This window comes from Pseudomonas sp. T8 (assembly GCF_024610635.1).
GTDB classification, from domain to species: domain Bacteria; phylum Pseudomonadota; class Gammaproteobacteria; order Pseudomonadales; family Pseudomonadaceae; genus Aquipseudomonas; species Aquipseudomonas chlororaphis_I.
This window is the reverse complement of record NZ_CP102374.1, coordinates 5,832,879-5,848,450: the sequence shown is the minus strand read 5'-3', so window position 1 is coordinate 5,848,450 and position 15,572 is coordinate 5,832,879. Positions and strand designations below refer to the sequence as shown.

Sequence of the window (15,572 nt, the reverse complement as noted above, 5' to 3'; positions counted from 1 at the left end):
CCAACCGCCGATCAGCGGCGCTTGCTGCCACCCAGCAGAGACCCCATCAGCCCACGCACCAGCTGCCGCCCCAATTGATTAGCGGCCTGGCGCATGGCGGACTTCAGGGCCTGACCGGCGGCGGTACCGAGAAACTCGCCAGCCCGATCGGTAAAGCTCGGCTCCTCGGCGGCCGGTTTGCCTGGCGCAACCTCGGCCTCCGGTGCCAGGCCCTTGCGTCCCATCAGCACTTCATAGGCCGACTCGCGGTCGACCGGCTTGTCATAACGACCGACCAACGGCGAACTGTTGATCAGCGCCGCACGCTCGGCCTCGGTCAACGGCCCGATGCGCGACTGCGGCGGTGCCACCATCACTCGCTGGACCATCTCCGGCGTACCTTTTTCCTGCAGGGTACCGACCAGCGCCTCGCCAATCCCCAGCTCGGTGAGCACCGACAGGGCATCGAACGCCGGATTCGGCCGGAAGCCGTCCGCCACGGCGCGCAAGGATTTCTGTTCCTTGGCGGTGAATGCCCGCAAGCCGTGCTGGACGCGCAGCCCCAGTTGCGCCAGCACGTCGTCCGGCAAGTCGCCTGGCGACTGGGTGACGAAGTACACGCCCACGCCTTTGGAGCGAATCAGCCGCACCACCTGCTCCAGCCGCTCCTGCAACGCCTTGGGCGTGCCGGCGAACAACAGGTGGGCTTCGTCGAAAAACAGCGCCAGCAGCGGCTTTTCCGCATCGCCGCGCTCCGGCAGTTGCTCGAACAGCTCGGCCAGCAGCCACAACAGGAAGGTCGCATAGACCTTGGGCGCTTCGTGCACCAGGCGGCTGGCGTCGAGCAGGTGAATCCGCCCGCGCCCATCACTGGCCGGTTGCAGGATGTCTTCCAGTTGCAGGGCCGGCTCGCCGAACAGGGCTTCGGCGCCCTGCTGCTCCAGGGTGGCCAGGCGCCGCAACAGGGCCTGGCTGGAGCCGGTGGTCATCAGCGCCGCGTCATCCCCCAGCAGCTGCGGGTTGTCCTTGAGGTGGTTGAGCAACGCCTTGAGGTCTTTCAGGTCGAGCAGCAGCAAGCCTTCGCGGTCAGCCACCTTGAATGCCGCATACAACGCCGATTGCTGGCTGTCGGTCAGTTCCAGCAGGCTGCCCAGCAGCAGCGGGCCCATTTCGCTCAGGGTGGTCCGCAGCGGGTGCCCGGACTGCCCGTGAATGTCCCACAACGTGACCGGATAAGCCTGGGGCTTGTGGTTCAGCCACGGCATCCCGGCAATACGTTCGGCAACCTTGCCCTGGGGATTGCCCGCGGCGCCCAGGCCACACAGGTCACCCTTGATGTCCGCGGCGAACACCGCGACACCGGCATCGCTGAAGGTTTCCGCCAGCCGTTGCAAGGTGACGGTTTTCCCTGTCCCGGTAGCGCCTGCCACCAGCCCGTGACGATTTGCCAGGCGCATGGCCTGGGCAATCGGTTGCCCCGCGAGATCGGCACCGATAACGAGTTGCGATGAATCCGGCATTTTGTCACCCATGGTTAATCTTTAGCCTTGACCGGCCGATAGATCAGAAAAGACTGAAAAATAGGCCAGATAATTCCCCAAGGAGAGGTGGAAATATCAACTTACTTTCAACCCCGCCCATTTTGCGCGCTTTTATAAGAGCACGCTCGTGACATTAAGACCTAGCGGACACCACAAGCCATGAACAAAAATCTGCGCTTCAGCCATAAAATCCTGCTTGCCGCCGCCCTCATCGTTATTGCCGCCTTCGCCTCCTTTACGCTGTACAACGATTATTTACAGCGCAACGCGATCCGCGAAGACCTGGACAATTACCTGCATGAAATGGGCGATGTGACCGCGAGCAACATCCAGACCTGGCTCACCGGACGCATCCTGCTGATCGAGAACCTGGCGCAGAACCTGGCGATCGACCCGCAATCGACCAAGGTCGCCAGCCTGCTCGAACAGAAGGCCTTGACCTCGACCTTCATGGCCTCCTACCTGGGCGATGCCAGCGGCAGCTTCACCATCCGCCCGGATGCGAAGATGCCCGACGGTTTCGATCCCCGCGTTCGCCCCTGGTACAAGGGCGCCGAAAGCAGCAGCGGCTCGACCCTCACCGAACCCTATATAGATGCCGCCACCGGCCAGCTGATCATTTCCGTCGCCACCGCCTCGCGTCATGCCGGGCAGAGCATCGGCGTGGTGGGTGGCGACCTGAGCCTGCAGACCCTGGTCGAAACCCTCAATGCCCTGGATTTCGACGGCATGGGCTATGCCTTCCTGGTCAGCGCCGACGGCAAGATCCTGGTGCACCCGGACAAGGCGCTGGTGATGAAGAGCCTGAGCGAGGCCTATCCGCAGAACACCCCACGCATCAATGGCGACTTCAGCGAAATCGAAGTCGAGGGCAAGACCCGCATCGTCACCTTCACCCCGATCAAGGGCCTGCCGTCGGTGAACTGGTACATCGGCCTGTCCGTGGACAAGGACAAGGCGTTCTCGATGCTCAGCGAGTTCCGCGCTTCGGCCATCATTGCCACCGTCATCGCCGTGGCCATCATCATTGCCCTGCTGGGCATGCTGATCCGGGTGCTGATGCAGCCCCTGCACGTCATGACCCGCGCCATGCAGGACATCGCCGACGGCGAAGGCGACCTGACCCGTCGCCTGACCATCCAGAACCAGGATGAATTCGGCATCCTCGGCACCGCGTTCAACCGCTTCGTGGAGCGCATCCACGGTTCGATCCGCGAAGTGTCGTCGGCCACCGAGCACGTCAACGAAGTCGCCCTGCGGGTGGTCAGCGCCTCCAATTCGTCGATGCTCAACTCCGACGAGCAGGCCAGCCGCACCAACAGCGTGGCCGCGGCGATCAATCAGCTCGGCGCCGCCGCCCAGGAAATCGCCCGCAACGCCGCCCAGGCTTCGCAGCAGGCCAGCGATGCGCGCAGCCTGGCCGAGGACGGCCAGCAGGTGGTGGATCGCAGCATCCTGGCGATGAATCAGCTGTCGGACATGATCAGCGCCTCCAGCAGCAACATCGAAACCCTCAACAGCAAGACGGTGAACATCGGGCAGATCCTCGAAGTCATCACCAGCATCTCCCAGCAGACCAACCTGCTGGCCCTCAACGCCGCCATCGAAGCGGCGCGGGCGGGCGAGGCCGGACGCGGTTTCGCCGTGGTCGCCGATGAGGTGCGCAACCTGGCCCATCGCACCCAGGAATCGGCGCAACAGGTGCAGACCATGATCGAGGAGCTGCAGGTCGGCGCCCGCGAGTCGGTCAGCACCATGAGCAACAGCCAGCGCCACAGCCAGGACAGCGTGGAGATCGCCAACCAGGCCGGCGAACGCCTGAACAGCGTGACCCAGCGCATTGGCGAGATCGACGGCATGAACCAGTCGGTCGCCACCGCGACCGAGGAACAGACCTCGGTGGTGGAGTCGATCAACATGGACATCACCGAAATCAACACCCTGAACCAGGAAGGGGTGGAAAACCTGCAGTCGACCCTGCGTGCCTGTTCCGACCTCGAGCAGCAGGCCGCCCGCCTGAAGCAACTGGTCGGCAGCTTCCGTATCTGACCCTTCCGCCAGCCGATGCCTGGGCAAAACCCAGGCATCGGCTGGCAACAATCGCCCCTGGATCCACAGCAAGCCGTTCATCCAGACGCGTCGCCAACCGCCACGGCATCCCGACCGAACATCTATCCTTGATAAGGGTCAACCCTAAGGAGAACACCGGATCGGAGGGATGATCATCGTGCATATCGCTGACATAACCATGTTCTACGCCCCTGCCAGCGGTGGCGTGCGCACTTATCTGGACGCCAAGCATCGTCGCCTGGGACGCCAACCAGGAATCCGCCACAGTTTGCTGATCCCCGGGGCTCACTTCAGCGAACGCGACGGCATCTATAAAGTCCCCGCTCCCGCCCTGCCCTTTGGCAAGGGCTACCGTTTTCCCCTGCGCCTGGGGCCCTGGCGCAATGTGCTCCATGACCTGCAACCGGACCTGATCGAAGTCGGCGACCCCTACCTCACCGCCTGGGCGGCCCTGGATGCCCGCCGCCAGCTGGATGTACCTGTGATCGGCTTTTATCACTCGGACCTGCCGCTGCTGGTCAGCAACCGCATGGGCCCCTGGTTCACCCCGAATGTCGAGGCCTATGTGCGCAAGCTGTACGGCAATTTCGACCGGGTCCTGGCCCCCAGCCAGGTCATGGCCGACAAACTGATCGGCCTGGGCGTGCGCAACGTCTATGTGCAACCCCTGGGCGTGGACCTGCAGACCTTCCACCCGGGCCACCGCGACCCTGGCCTGCGCGCTGCACTGGGGATTGCCGAAGACAGCCGCCTGCTGATCTTTGCCGGCCGTGGCTCCAAGGAAAAGAACCTGCCGGTGCTGCTCAACTGTATGCAGCGCCTGGACAAGCGCTACCACCTGCTGCTGGTGGGCTCGGCCATGCCGACCGCGGTGCCGGAGAATGTCACGGTGATCGACCAGTTCTGCCCGGCCCCTCAGGTCGCCCGCCTGATGGCCAGCGCCGACGCCCTGGTGCATGCCGGGGATCAGGAAACCTTTGGCCTGGTGATCCTGGAAGCCATGGCCAGTGGCATTCCCGTGGTGGCGGTGGCCGCCGGAGCCTTTCAGGAAATCGTCACCGCGGAAGGTGGCCTGCTGTGCGCGCCAAACAATCCGCTGGCGATGGCCCAGGCCGTACAGGAATTGTTCGCCCAAGGCTGTGCCGAGCGAGGCCAACGGGCGCGCCGCCATGTCGAACGCTACTACGCCTGGGATACGGTGGTCGCCAGCCTGCTGGAGCACTACCGCGCCGTACTCGGCACCCAGCAGCCGATGCTGGCCCATGGTTGAGTCCGCCGGTGTGCCCAGCGTGCTGCTGGTCTTGCACGATGTCGCGCCACAGACCTGGATCGACTACCAACCCTTCGTCGAAGCCGTCGACGCCATGGGCAACGTGCCGATGACCTGGCTGGTGGTACCGGATTTTCACCGACACAACCCGCTCGATGCTCACCCCGGCTTTCGCCGGCTGCTCAGCGCGCGCCTGGAACGGGGCGACGAACTGGTGCTGCACGGTTACTTCCATTGCGATGAGGGTCCGCCACCGCGTACCCCGTATGACGGGTTCATGCGCCGCGTGTACACCCATGAGGGCGAGTTCTACAGCCTCTCGGAAAACGCTGCCCTGGCACGCCTGCATGCCGGCCTGGAACTGTTCCAGCGCTATAACTGGCCCCTGCAGGGGTTTGTCGCCCCCGCCTGGCTGATGAGCCCGGGCACACGCCAGGCCCTGCGCCAACTGCCTCTGCGCTACACCAGCGGCCCGCAACAGCTGTACCGGCTGCCGGACTTCTCGCCGATCGCCGCCCCCGGCCTGGTGTGGAGTGCCCGCAGCGCCTGGCGCCGAAAAGCCTCCCGGCTGGTCAGCCTGCAACGTGAACGACGCTGGCGGCAGGCACCGGTGATTCGCCTCGGCCTGCACCCGGTGGACATGCGTTACCCCGACTCGCGCCAGTACTGGCTGGACACCCTCGAGCGCCTGCTGGAACAAGGACGAAAGCCGCTGACCAAGGCCGACTGGCTCGACACCCAGCCGCCAAGGGCGCGCGGTACCCCATGAGCCGGGCGATCTGGCTGGCCATGGCCTTGCTGGTGGCGATCCTGGTGCCGCTGCTGCTGGGCGGCGGCGAACTGTGGGGGCGGGTCCAGCGTTTTTCCCTGCCGTTGCTGCTCGGCATGTTGAGCATGATCCTGCTGTGCTGGGTCATCAATTCGCTGCGCCTGAGCCTGCTGCTGGGCCGACACCGCAGCCAGCTGGGACGCTGGAAGAGCCTCGCGGTGGTGATGTCCACCGAGTTCGCCATCTGCGCCACGCCCGGCGGCAGTGGCGGCCCCCTGACGCTGATGGCCCTGCTGGCGCGCAATGGCGTGCGCCCGGCCCGCGGCAGTGCGGTGTTTGCCATGGATCAGTTGAGCGACCTGCTGTTTTTCCTCTGCGCGCTGCTGGGGATCCTGTTCTACGCGCTGTTCCAGAACCTCAGCCAGCGCCTGGAATGGCTGCTGATCCTCAGCAGCCTTTCGCTGTTCGGCGGGTTATGCATCTGCCTGGCGATAGCCCTCTACCACCGTCGCCTGATCCTGCTCAGCGGCCATCTACTGGCGCCCTTCAAGGTTCGTCCCGCTACCCGTCGACGCCTGGCGCGCAAGTGGCTGCACTTCCTCAAGGCCTTCGGCGACAGCCTGAAACTGCCCTGGCAGACCCTGACGGGAGTCTTTGCCCTGACCTGTCTGCATTGGGCGCTGCGTTACAGCATGCTGTACCTGGCGTTGCGCGGGCTGGGGGTGGACCTGCAATGGGCCTGGACCTTTCTGATCCAGATGCTCGCCCTGAGCGCAGGGCAATTCAGCCTGCTGCCCGGCGGCGCGGGAGCGGCGGAGCTGACATCGGCGGCGCTGCTGGCGCCCATGGTGGGGAAAACGACGGCGGCCGCGGCCATCCTGATCTGGCGGGCCGTTACCTATTATTTCTATCTGCTGGCCGGCGGGCCGGTATTCCTGCTGATGGTCGGGCGCCCCTTGCTGCGCACCCTGATGAAGCTCAAGCAGGCTTAGGCGGGTCTGTATCCGGGGCATCCTGCTGCAACTGCTGCCACAACTCGGCGGCGCCGGGAAACTCGGTACCGTCCTCGGCGCTCATGTCGTCCGGGTCGTAGCGACTCAGGCAGCCCTCGCCGAGGGTGGCGGGTGCCTTGGATGTGGCTTTATCCAGTGGATCACTCATCGGCCGATCCTCATCAAAAATCGCCGGGCCTGGAGCTTGGATGCCCGGGCCCGGCGAATTCGATCAGAGCATTTTTTGATCAGAGCACTCTCGATTAGAACACTACAGTCTTGTTGCCGTGCACCAGCACGCGGTCTTCCAGGTGGTAGCGCAGGCCGCGGGCCAGGACCATCTTCTCGACGTCACGGCCGAAACGCACCATGTCTTCGATGCTGTCGCTGTGGCTGACACGGACCACGTCCTGCTCGATGATCGGGCCGGCGTCCAGCTCTTCGGTCACGTAGTGGCAGGTCGCGCCGATCAGCTTCACACCACGCAGGGAAGCCTGGTGGTAAGGCTTGGCGCCGACGAACGACGGCAGAAAGCTGTGGTGGATGTTGATCACCTTGTGCGCGTATTCGCTGCACAGTTCCGGCGGCAGGATTTGCATGTAGCGCGCCAGCACCACCACTTCGGCGTCGTGCTGCTTGACCAGGCGCGAGACCTCGGCGAACGCCGGCTCCTTGTCCTGCGGGTTGACCGGTACGTGGTAATAAGGAATGCCATGCCACTCGACCATGCTGCGCAAGTCGTCGTGGTTGGAAATCACACAGGAGATTTCGCAGTCGAGTTCGTCGCTGTGCCAGCGATGCAGCAGGTCAGCCAGGCAATGGGACTCGCGGCTGGCCATCAACACCACGCGCTTCTTTTGCGCGGTATCGGTGATACGCCAGTCCATCGAGAATTCTTCGGCAATCGGTGCGAAGGCTTCACGGAAGGCTTCAAGGCCGAACGGCAAAGAGTCGGCACGTATTTCGTGACGCATGAAGAACCAGCCGCTCAGGTCATCCGAGTGGTGACTGGCTTCGGTGATCCAGCCATTGTGGGACGCCAGAAAGTTACTGACTTTGGCAACGATGCCAACGCGGTCCGGGCAAGAAATCACCAACCGAAAAGTGCGCATGAGGGGGAAACTCCAGAACTTCGCAAAGGCCGCCATTCTAGCGATTGCGCGACAAAACTGCAGTATTCGTGATGTCGGAATCCGATTCCTCTGAGCCACCTGTAGGGCTCATGCCCGATGCGAGCGGGAAATCAGTCACACTTGGAAATAGTCCCATAACTCTTTGGGAAATATTCCTGCGGACTCGCTCACAACATTTAACTCATCACTCAGCTTCTTTGCTAAACACTCTAATCAAATTAAATAAAAGCCGGCTTTATTGTTTACTTGGGCAAACTGCCTGACTATTATTACGCCATTATCACCTGCCACTCAGCACTCAACATAAGGCAATTCTCATGTCCCTGATCAACGAATACCGCGCCACAGAAGAAGCTATCAAAGAGCTGCAAGCCCGTTTGAAGAACCTGTCGCAAGACGACAAACTGCAAGCCGAGCTGGAATTCGAAGGCAAACTGCGCGCCCTGATGGGTGAATACTCCAAGTCCCTGCGCGACATCATCGCGCTGCTGGATCCGGACTCGAAAGTTAAGGCGCCACGTGTTGCCGCCAAAACTACCGGCACCAAGCGCGCGCGCAAGGTAAAACAATACAAGAACCCGCACAATGGTGAAGTCATCGAAACCAAGGGTGGCAACCACAAAACCCTGAAAGAGTGGAAAGCCAAGTGGGGCGGCGACGTGGTCGAAGGCTGGGCAACCCTGCTGGGTTAAGCCGTACGCCCGTCACAGAGGGATTTGCGACCTTATGAAAAAACGCCAGCTTGCTGGCGTTTTTTTATTTCCGGCAAATACCCGAAATGTTCTAAGCCGAACAATCAAAGGCCGAAGCGCAGGGCCAGCGACCGGCTGTAATCCTGCCATTCATCCAGCACCTGACGCTGAATCGATGTAGCACTCGCCAGTAGTTCGGCAGCCGCCTGATTGAAACTTTCCAGGGTATTGGGCGCTCCCCACTGCGGGTCGCACAGACGCTGCTGACAGAATGTTTTCCAGCGCTCTTGCTCCTCCCCGTTCAAGGTGTCAGGAAAGTTACGGGCGCGATAACGAAATAATAATTCCGGCAAACGTTCATCATCGAACGGCCATTGCTCTTGCCCTAAATGAACCGGCTCGGCATTGCGCACTTGTTCGCATAAGCGTCGGTCGCGATCACCGATAAAACCGTCGTACAACTGCTGCTCGGGATCGAGGCTGGGAGCAAAATCCTCGCTGGCATAAATCGCCGCAAGTTTATCCCGCCAAACTTCTTGTGCGTCACTTAGCCGCAGCGCCCGAGCCTTATATTCCGCCATGTCCAGTTGCAAGCGCTGCTGGTCTTCGCCGCGCAATACATTCAGCGGCGCGACGACCGGACAGCGGTTGATATGGATCAGCTTCAACGGCACCGGCAGCTCGCCTTCGGCCAGGTCTTCGCGGCGGGTATACAGGCGCTGGCGCAGCGTCTCGGCGTCCAGGTCGAGCAATCCCTGCGGGTCCAGGTGCAGGTCGCAGACAATCAGGGCGTTGCGATTGCGCGGGTGCCAGGCCAGCGGCAGGACCACGCCGACATAACTGCGCGCCGCGGAAAAGCGTCCGGAAATATGCACCAGCGGTTGCAGCAGGCGGATCTGGTCCATGACCTTCTGTTTGCTGCGCAACTGGAACAGCCATTCATACAACTTCGGCTGTTTGTCGCGAATCAACTTGGCCAAGGCAATGGTGGCGCGCACATCGGACAGCGCTTCGTGGGCATGCCCGTGATCGATGCCATTGGCGGCGGTCAGGCGCTCCAGCTTCAGGGTCACCCGCCCTTCCTCGTCCCGTGGCCAGACGATTCCTTCCGGGCGCAAAGCATAGGCGGTGCGCACCACATCGATCAGGTCCCAGCGGCTGTTGCCGCCTTGCCACTCGCGGGCATAAGGGTCGAAGAAATTCCGGTACAGGCTGTAGCGGGTCATCTCATCGTCGAAGCGCAGAGTGTTATAGCCGGCGCCACAGGTGCCCGGCGCCGCCAGCTGGGCGTGCACCCGGGTCATGAAATCGGCTTCGCTCAGCCCCTGCTCGGCCAGCCGGCCCGGGGTAATGCCGGTGATCATGCAGGCCGCCGGATGGGGCAGGATGTCGTCGCTGGGCTGACAATAGAGATTGACCGGCTCGCCGATCTCGTTGAGTTCGAAGTCGGTGCGAATCCCTGCCACCTGCAACGGCCGATCGCAGCGCGGGTTGATGCCGGTGGTTTCGTAGTCGTACCAGAAGATGGAAGTCACGGGCTGTTCCTGAGCAAAAGACCGGCAAAGTCTAGGCGCTTGGCACCGGCCGCGGCCAGCCTTCTTGCGATTCAAGGGTAACGGCGCACGTCACGCGGGACAGTTAATGATGTCGTTCGCCCCTCCGACACTGCTAGCATCAGGCGGTCATTCATCGCCACCAGGCCAGCCTCACGTTGCCTATGCTCGAGACGACAGCACTGCCAGGGAAAGCATTGCCCCCGCCACTGGACACTCGCTACCAGGTCGAAACGCCAGAAGGCATCGACCTGCCGCTGCGGCCGGCGGGGCTGATGTCGCGCGCCCTGGCCTTTGCCATCGACCTGGGCTTTCGCGGCCTGATCCTCGGCGTGCTGTTTATTGTCCTGGGGTTTCTCGGACAGCTCGGCATGGGGCTGGGCTCGATCCTGCTGTTTCTGGTCAGTTGGTGGTACATGGTGCTGTTCGAGGTGTTGAACCAGGGCCGCTCGCCCGGCAAGCAACTGATGGGCCTGCGGGTCGTGCAGGACGATGGCACGCCGATCGGCTGGGGCCCTTCCCTGACCCGCAACCTGCTGCGTTTTGCCGACATGCTGCCGTTCGGTTATTTCCTCGGCGCCATCAGCTGTTTGCAGCACCCGACCTTCAAGCGCCTCGGTGACCTGGCCGCCGGCACGCTGGTGATCTATCGCGAGCAGCCGGTGGTCCGCCCAACCTTGCCGGCCGTGCCCGCCAAAACCGCCGCCTTCGCCCTGAGCCTGGCCGAACAGCGGGCTATCCTCAGCTTCGCCGAACGCCAGGAGCAACTGTCCGCGCAGCGGGTCCAGGAACTGGCCGCCCTGCTCGCCGAGCCCCTGCATGTAACGCCGGCGCAGGCCAGTGCCGAACTCAACGGTATTGCCCGCGGGCTGCTGGGGCCGACATGAAACAGAGCCTGTTCGAAAGCCGTCATCAAGCCTTGTGGCAGCGCCTGCGCGAACAGCTCGAGCAACTGGAGCGCGGCCAGGCGACGCCCGAGACCTGCGCCCGCTTCCCTGAGGATTACCGCCGTTTGTGCCAGCACCTGGCCCTGGCCCAGGAGCGCGGCTACAGCAGTTTCCTGGTCGACCCGCTGCAGCAGTTGGCGCTACGTGGCCATCAGCAGCTCTATCGCCAACGCAGCCCGTTGGGCGCCCGGGTCCTGGGCTTCATCCTGGCCGGTTTCCCGCAACTGGTGCGCGAACAGTGGCGCTTCGTCCTGGCCGCCAGCCTGGTGTTCTTTGGCAGCCTGCTGGGTATCGGCCTGCTGGTGTACCTGGTGCCCGAACTGATCTACAGCGTGGTCAGCCCGCAACAGGTGGCCGAAATGCAACGCCTCTACGATCCGGACGCCAGTCGCCTGGGCCGCCTCGCCAACCGGGCCGCCGGCGAAGACTGGATGATGTTCGGCTACTACATCATGAACAACATCGGCATCGCCTTTCAGACCTTTGCCAGCGGCCTGCTGTTCGGCCTGGGGAGCCTGTTCTTCCTGTTCTTCAACGGCCTGACCATCGGCGCGGTGGCCGGCCACCTGACCCAGATCGGCTATGGCGCCACCTTCTGGTCGTTTGTCGTCGGCCACAGCGCCTTCGAGCTCAGCGCCATCGCCCTGGCCGGCGCGGCGGGGCTGAAAATGGGCTGGTCGCTGATCGCCCCCGGGCGCCTGCCCCGCGGCGAAGCCTTGCTGCTGGCCGCGCGCACCAGCGTGCGGTTGATCTGCGGGGTCATCCTGTTCCTGCTGATCGCCGCGTTCATCGAAGCCTATTGGTCCTCCCTGACCTGGCCGGCGCTCTGGATCAAATACCTGGTCGGCGGCACCTGCTGGCTGCTGGTCCTGGCCTACCTGATATTCGCTGGACGCCGTCATGCGCCTGAGTGAAGCCAGCGTGGTGATTCGCCCGCGCACCACCTGGGAAGCCATGGACCTGGGCGTGCTGCTGAGCCAGCGCCACCGGCGCCTGCTGATGACCAGCTGGGCGCTGATCACCCTGCCGGTGTTCGCCCTGCTCAGCCTGCTGCTCTGGGACTCGCCCACCCTCGCCCTGCTGCTGTTCTGGTGGCTCAAGCCGGCCTTCGAACGGCTGCCGCTGTACATCCTCGCCAAGGCCCTGTTCGGCGAAACCCCGACCTTGCGCCAGGCCCTGCGCCAATGGCCCAGGCTGCTCAAGCCGCAACTGCTGGCCAGCCTGACCTGGCGGCGCCTGAGCCTGAGCCGCAGCTTCATCATGCCCGTGGTGCAGCTCGAGGGCCTGAGCGGCGAGGCGCGCCAGCAACGGGTGCGGGTGCTGCAACAGCGTTATGCCGGGGCCGCGCACTGGCTGACCCTGATCGGCGTGCACCTGGAAGGTGTTTTGTGGATCGGCCTGCTGGCGCTGTTCTATCTGCTGCTGCCGCAGCAGATCGAGCTGGACTGGGACTGGCAGACGTTGATCGCCGCCGCCGAGCAGGACTGGCTCTGGCTCGAACACCTGACCAACGCCTTTTATGCGCTGATCCTGATTGTCTGGGAGCCGGTGTACGTCGCCTGCGGCTTCAGCCTCTACCTCAATCGCCGCACGCTGCTGGAAGCCTGGGACATCGAGTTGGTGCTGCGCCGCCTGCGCCAGCGCTTGAGCGGCGTCGCCGTGCTGCTGGTCCTGGGCAGCCTGAGCCTGCTGCCCCTGGCGCCCGAGGCCTGGGCCGCCGAGCCGCTCGCCACCCCCGACAGCCCGCGCCTGCTGGAGCAACCGCTGACCAGCCAGGCCGCGAAAGACAGCATCGACCAGATCCTCGACCAGCCGCCCTTCAAGAACCCGCAGACCGTGACCCGTTACCGGTTCGCCGAAGACAGCCCGAAAAGCGCTGAACAATCCGAGCTGCCGGGCTGGCTCAAGGCCCTGATCGATCGGCTCGACAGCAACGTCTTCGGCGCCGCGGCCAAGGCCCTGGAGATCCTGCTCTGGGCCCTGCTGCTGGGAGCGTTGGCCTTGCTGGTGTGGCGTCATCGCGAGTGGTTGCGGGCCTTTGTCGGCCGTCGAGCGCTGCCTGGCAAGATCCCCGCGCGCGCCGCTCCGCAACAGTTGTTCGGCCTGGACCTCAACCCCGACGCCTTGCCCGAGGATGTCGCCAGCGCAGCCGAAGCGCTCTGGCCACAGCAGCCACGCGAAGCCCTCGGGCTGTTGTACCGCGCGCTGCTGAGCCGGCTGCTGCATGACTTTCGCCTGCCGCTGAAACCGGCGGACACCGAGGGCCAGGTCCTCGAACAGGTCAAGGCCTTGCAGTTGCCCCAGCTCCAGGCGTTCAGCAACAGCCTGACCCTGCACTGGCAGAACCTGGCCTACGGTCATCGCCTGCCTCCCGCGCAGTTGAGGCAGGAACTGTGCGATGGCTGGCGGACCCTGTTCGGCCCGAGAGCCCCACGATGAACCGGCGCCTGCTACCGCTGCTCGCGCTGCTGATCGCCGGCCTGCTCGGCGGCTTGCTGCTGTACCTCTACCTCAACGCCCGGCCCTATCAGGAAACCATCGATCACGGCCCCTCCCCGCAAGCCCGCGCCAACCCTTACCTGGCGGCGGAAATGTTCCTGCGCCAGCGCGGCTTGCAGGTCCACCACGCCAACGGCCTGGAGGTGCTGCCGACCCTCAAGCCGGAACAGCACAGCCTGTTGCTGCTGGGCGAGCGCTCGAACATGACGCCGCAGCAGGTCGAGCACCTGCTGGACTGGGCCCGGGCCGGCGGGCGCCTGCTGTTCGTCGCCGAAGCACTGTGGAACAAAGAGGCCGGACGCAGCGGCGACCTGTTGCTCGATCGCCTGCACCTGCGCCAGTTTCTCAGCAAGGACCTCAAAGCCCCGCCGCCCGGCGCCGGCAAAGAGCCTTACCCGAAACTGACCAAGCTCTACCTGGAAGACGAAGACGCGCCGGCCTACATCGGTTTCGATACCGACTTCCACCTGGAAGACCCGGACAACCTCGCCCAGTCCTGGGCCAACAGCGCCCGGGCGACCCACATGATGCAACTGAGCTATGGCAAGGGTTCGGTTACCGTGCTCACCGATGCCGAGATCTGGAAGACCCCACTCATCGCCAAGTACGACAACGCCTGGCTGCTCTGGTACCTGAGCGCCGACAGCGACGTCACCCTGCTGTTCGACACCGATCACGACAGCCTCTGGAGCCTGCTGCTGAAGTATTTCCCCCAGGCATTGGTCGCCCTGGCGGCGCTGCTCGGCCTGTGGCTGTGGCATGTCGGGGTTCGTCACGGGCCGATGCAGGCCCCGGCCCCCAGGGCCCGGCGCCAGTTGCGCGAGCACCTGCAAGCCAGCGCCCACTTCCTGCTGCGCCATACCGGCCAGCAAGGACTGCTGCACGCCCTGCGCCAGGACATCCTGCGCCGCGCCCAGCATCGGCATCCCGGTTTCGAACGACTCACCGCCGCCGAACAAGGGCAGGTACTGGCCCGCCTCACCCGGCAACCGGACAGCGTCATCAGCCAGGCCCTGGCTCCCCAGCCGACACAACGCCTTTCCAGCGCCGACTTCAGCCGCCTGGTCACCCACCTGCAAACTCTCAGGAATGCCCTATGAGCGACCTCCCCGCCGAACCGCTTCCCGCCACCGAGCCCGGTCATGCGCAAGCGCATGCCGCCCAGCAACGCCAGCGCGCCAGCCAGTTGGCCCAGGCCCTGCGCCACGAGCTGCAAAAGGTCGTGATCGGCCAGGACGCGGTGATCGACGACGTGCTCACCGCCCTGATCGCCGGCGGCCATGTGCTGCTCGAAGGCGTGCCGGGGCTGGGCAAGACTTTGCTGGTGCGCGCCCTGGCCCGTTGCTTTGGCGGCGAGTTCGCGCGCATCCAGTTCACCCCGGACCTGATGCCCAGCGATGTCACCGGCCATGCGGTCTACGACCTGCAGACTGAGCAGTTCAAGCTGCGCAAGGGCCCCTTGTTCACCAACCTGCTGCTGGCCGACGAGATCAACCGCGCGCCGGCCAAGACCCAGGCCGCCCTGCTCGAAGCCATGCAGGAACGCCAGGTCACCCTCGAGGGCCGGGCACTGCCCATCGCCCAGCCCTTCATGGTCCTGGCCACGCAGAACCCGATCGAACAGGAAGGCACCTACCCGCTGCCGGAGTCCGAACTCGACCGTTTCATGCTCAAGCTGCGCATGGATTACCCGGACAGCGACGAGGAATTGAACATGGTCCGCCAGGTCACCCGCTCGCCCCGGGCCGACATGCTCGACGTGCAGCCGCTGCGTACCCTGCTGCAGGCCAAGGACGTGCTGGCCCTGCAGCGGATCGCCAGCGACCTGCCGCTGGACGAGCAGGTCCTCGACTATGCCGTGCGGCTGGCCCGGGCCACCCGCAGTTGGCCTGGGCTGACCCTCGGCGCCGGGCCGCGCGCGTCGATCGCCCTGGTCCGCGGGGCGCGGGCCAGGGCCTTGCTGCGCGGCGGCGAGTTCGTCATTCCGGACGACATCAAGGGCTGCGCCCTGGCGGTGCTACGCCATCGCGTGCGGATCGCCCCGGAGCTGGATATCGAAGGCCTGTCGGTGGAGCAGGTGCTCAAGCAACTGCTCGATCAAGTGCCGGCACCGCGACTGTGAGCTTT

General features: G+C 64.2%; 14 protein-coding genes and 1 pseudogene. 11 read left to right on the top strand and 4 right to left on the bottom strand.

Features of this window, described 5'->3' with window-relative positions:
• Positions 1-11 precede the first annotated feature (11 nt).
• Positions 12-1,499, bottom strand: a complete 1,488-nt coding sequence (locus NRG23_RS26585; protein WP_257375094.1) for a DUF853 domain-containing protein — start codon at positions 1,497-1,499, stop codon at positions 12-14.
• A gap of 180 nt (positions 1,500-1,679) precedes the next feature.
• On the opposite strand from NRG23_RS26585, the pseudogene NRG23_RS32930 reads away from it, so the two are divergent.
• From NRG23_RS32930 to NRG23_RS26565, 5 genes and pseudogenes are all read left to right on the top strand, one after another.
• A pseudogene (locus NRG23_RS32930) lies at positions 1,680-2,663 on the top strand (cache and HAMP domain-containing protein); the annotation flags it as partial.
• 141 nt (positions 2,664-2,804) lie between these two features.
• On the top strand, positions 2,805-3,569 hold the full coding sequence (locus NRG23_RS32925; RefSeq protein WP_371920946.1) for a methyl-accepting chemotaxis protein: 765 nt from the start codon (positions 2,805-2,807) through the stop codon (positions 3,567-3,569).
• 169 nt (positions 3,570-3,738) lie between these two features.
• Complete coding sequence (locus NRG23_RS26575; protein ID WP_257372892.1) at positions 3,739-4,860, top strand: glycosyltransferase family 1 protein; 1,122 nt, start codon at positions 3,739-3,741, stop codon at positions 4,858-4,860.
• Positions 4,853-5,629, top strand: coding sequence for a DUF2334 domain-containing protein (locus NRG23_RS26570; RefSeq protein ID WP_028683246.1), 777 nt, complete (start codon positions 4,853-4,855; stop codon positions 5,627-5,629). The genes NRG23_RS26575 and NRG23_RS26570 overlap by 8 nt, the downstream gene beginning before the upstream one ends.
• A complete protein-coding gene (locus NRG23_RS26565) occupies positions 5,626-6,621 on the top strand; it encodes a lysylphosphatidylglycerol synthase transmembrane domain-containing protein (protein ID WP_009050488.1) in 996 nt (331 codons plus the stop codon). The genes NRG23_RS26570 and NRG23_RS26565 overlap by 4 nt, the downstream gene beginning before the upstream one ends.
• Here NRG23_RS26565 and NRG23_RS26560 read toward each other — a convergent pair.
• Complete coding sequence (locus NRG23_RS26560) at positions 6,608-6,790, bottom strand: hypothetical protein (RefSeq protein WP_016703378.1); 183 nt, start codon at positions 6,788-6,790, stop codon at positions 6,608-6,610. The two genes, NRG23_RS26565 and NRG23_RS26560, sit on opposite strands and share 14 nt — an antisense overlap.
• Before the next feature lie 94 nt (positions 6,791-6,884).
• Positions 6,885-7,733: a formyltetrahydrofolate deformylase gene (gene purU, locus NRG23_RS26555; protein ID WP_007931173.1), complete on the bottom strand. Its 849-nt coding sequence runs from the start codon at positions 7,731-7,733 to the stop codon at positions 6,885-6,887.
• Positions 7,734-8,071: 338 nt separating this feature from the next.
• On the opposite strand from purU, the gene mvaT reads away from it, so the two are divergent.
• Positions 8,072-8,446, top strand: a complete 375-nt coding sequence (gene mvaT, locus NRG23_RS26550; protein WP_007931174.1) for a histone-like nucleoid-structuring protein MvaT — start codon at positions 8,072-8,074, stop codon at positions 8,444-8,446.
• A gap of 104 nt (positions 8,447-8,550) precedes the next feature.
• On the opposite strand, the gene sbcB is transcribed toward mvaT, so the two are convergent.
• Positions 8,551-9,981: an exodeoxyribonuclease I gene (sbcB, locus tag NRG23_RS26545; protein WP_009050490.1), complete on the bottom strand. Its 1,431-nt coding sequence runs from the start codon at positions 9,979-9,981 to the stop codon at positions 8,551-8,553.
• Between the two features lie 182 nt (positions 9,982-10,163).
• Here sbcB and NRG23_RS26540 point away from each other — a divergent pair, with 182 nt between their 5' ends.
• The 5 genes from NRG23_RS26540 to NRG23_RS26520 are packed head-to-tail and all read left to right on the top strand — an operon-like array spanning position 10,164 to position 15,567.
• Complete coding sequence (locus tag NRG23_RS26540) at positions 10,164-10,886, top strand: RDD family protein (protein WP_101283298.1); 723 nt, start codon at positions 10,164-10,166, stop codon at positions 10,884-10,886.
• A complete protein-coding gene (locus tag NRG23_RS26535) occupies positions 10,883-11,860 on the top strand; it encodes a stage II sporulation protein M (protein ID WP_009050492.1) in 978 nt (325 codons plus the stop codon). The genes NRG23_RS26540 and NRG23_RS26535 overlap by 4 nt, the downstream gene beginning before the upstream one ends.
• The gene (locus NRG23_RS26530; RefSeq protein ID WP_101283300.1) at positions 11,847-13,385 is read left to right on the top strand and encodes a DUF4129 domain-containing protein; all 1,539 of its coding nucleotides are present in this window, start codon (positions 11,847-11,849) and stop codon (positions 13,383-13,385) included. The genes NRG23_RS26535 and NRG23_RS26530 overlap by 14 nt, the downstream gene beginning before the upstream one ends.
• Complete coding sequence (locus NRG23_RS26525; RefSeq protein ID WP_009050494.1) at positions 13,382-14,545, top strand: DUF4350 domain-containing protein; 1,164 nt, start codon at positions 13,382-13,384, stop codon at positions 14,543-14,545. Before NRG23_RS26530 ends, NRG23_RS26525 begins: the two co-directional genes overlap by 4 nt.
• Positions 14,542-15,567, top strand: a complete 1,026-nt coding sequence (locus tag NRG23_RS26520; protein ID WP_103331432.1) for a MoxR family ATPase — start codon at positions 14,542-14,544, stop codon at positions 15,565-15,567. Before NRG23_RS26525 ends, NRG23_RS26520 begins: the two co-directional genes overlap by 4 nt.
• Positions 15,568-15,572 lie beyond the last annotated feature (5 nt).

Excerpts from the sequence above, each read along its gene's own strand:
- NRG23_RS26585 (WP_257375094.1), bottom strand. The coding sequence starts at position 1,499 with ATGCCGGATTCATCGCAACTCGTTATCGGTGCCGATCTCGCGGGGCAA.
- NRG23_RS32925 (WP_371920946.1), top strand. The coding sequence starts at position 2,805 with ATGCTCAACTCCGACGAGCAGGCCAGCCGCACCAACAGCGTGGCCGCG.
- NRG23_RS26575 (WP_257372892.1), top strand. The coding sequence starts at position 3,739 with ATGATCATCGTGCATATCGCTGACATAACCATGTTCTACGCCCCTGCC.
- NRG23_RS26570 (WP_028683246.1), top strand. The coding sequence starts at position 4,853 with ATGGTTGAGTCCGCCGGTGTGCCCAGCGTGCTGCTGGTCTTGCACGAT.
- NRG23_RS26565 (WP_009050488.1), top strand. The coding sequence starts at position 5,626 with ATGAGCCGGGCGATCTGGCTGGCCATGGCCTTGCTGGTGGCGATCCTG.
- NRG23_RS26560 (WP_016703378.1), bottom strand. The coding sequence starts at position 6,790 with ATGAGTGATCCACTGGATAAAGCCACATCCAAGGCACCCGCCACCCTC.
- purU (WP_007931173.1), bottom strand. The coding sequence starts at position 7,733 with ATGCGCACTTTTCGGTTGGTGATTTCTTGCCCGGACCGCGTTGGCATC.
- mvaT (WP_007931174.1), top strand. The coding sequence starts at position 8,072 with ATGTCCCTGATCAACGAATACCGCGCCACAGAAGAAGCTATCAAAGAG.
- NRG23_RS26540 (WP_101283298.1), top strand. The coding sequence starts at position 10,164 with ATGCTCGAGACGACAGCACTGCCAGGGAAAGCATTGCCCCCGCCACTG.
- NRG23_RS26535 (WP_009050492.1), top strand. The coding sequence starts at position 10,883 with ATGAAACAGAGCCTGTTCGAAAGCCGTCATCAAGCCTTGTGGCAGCGC.
- NRG23_RS26530 (WP_101283300.1), top strand. The coding sequence starts at position 11,847 with ATGCGCCTGAGTGAAGCCAGCGTGGTGATTCGCCCGCGCACCACCTGG.
- NRG23_RS26525 (WP_009050494.1), top strand. The coding sequence starts at position 13,382 with ATGAACCGGCGCCTGCTACCGCTGCTCGCGCTGCTGATCGCCGGCCTG.
- NRG23_RS26520 (WP_103331432.1), top strand. The coding sequence starts at position 14,542 with ATGAGCGACCTCCCCGCCGAACCGCTTCCCGCCACCGAGCCCGGTCAT.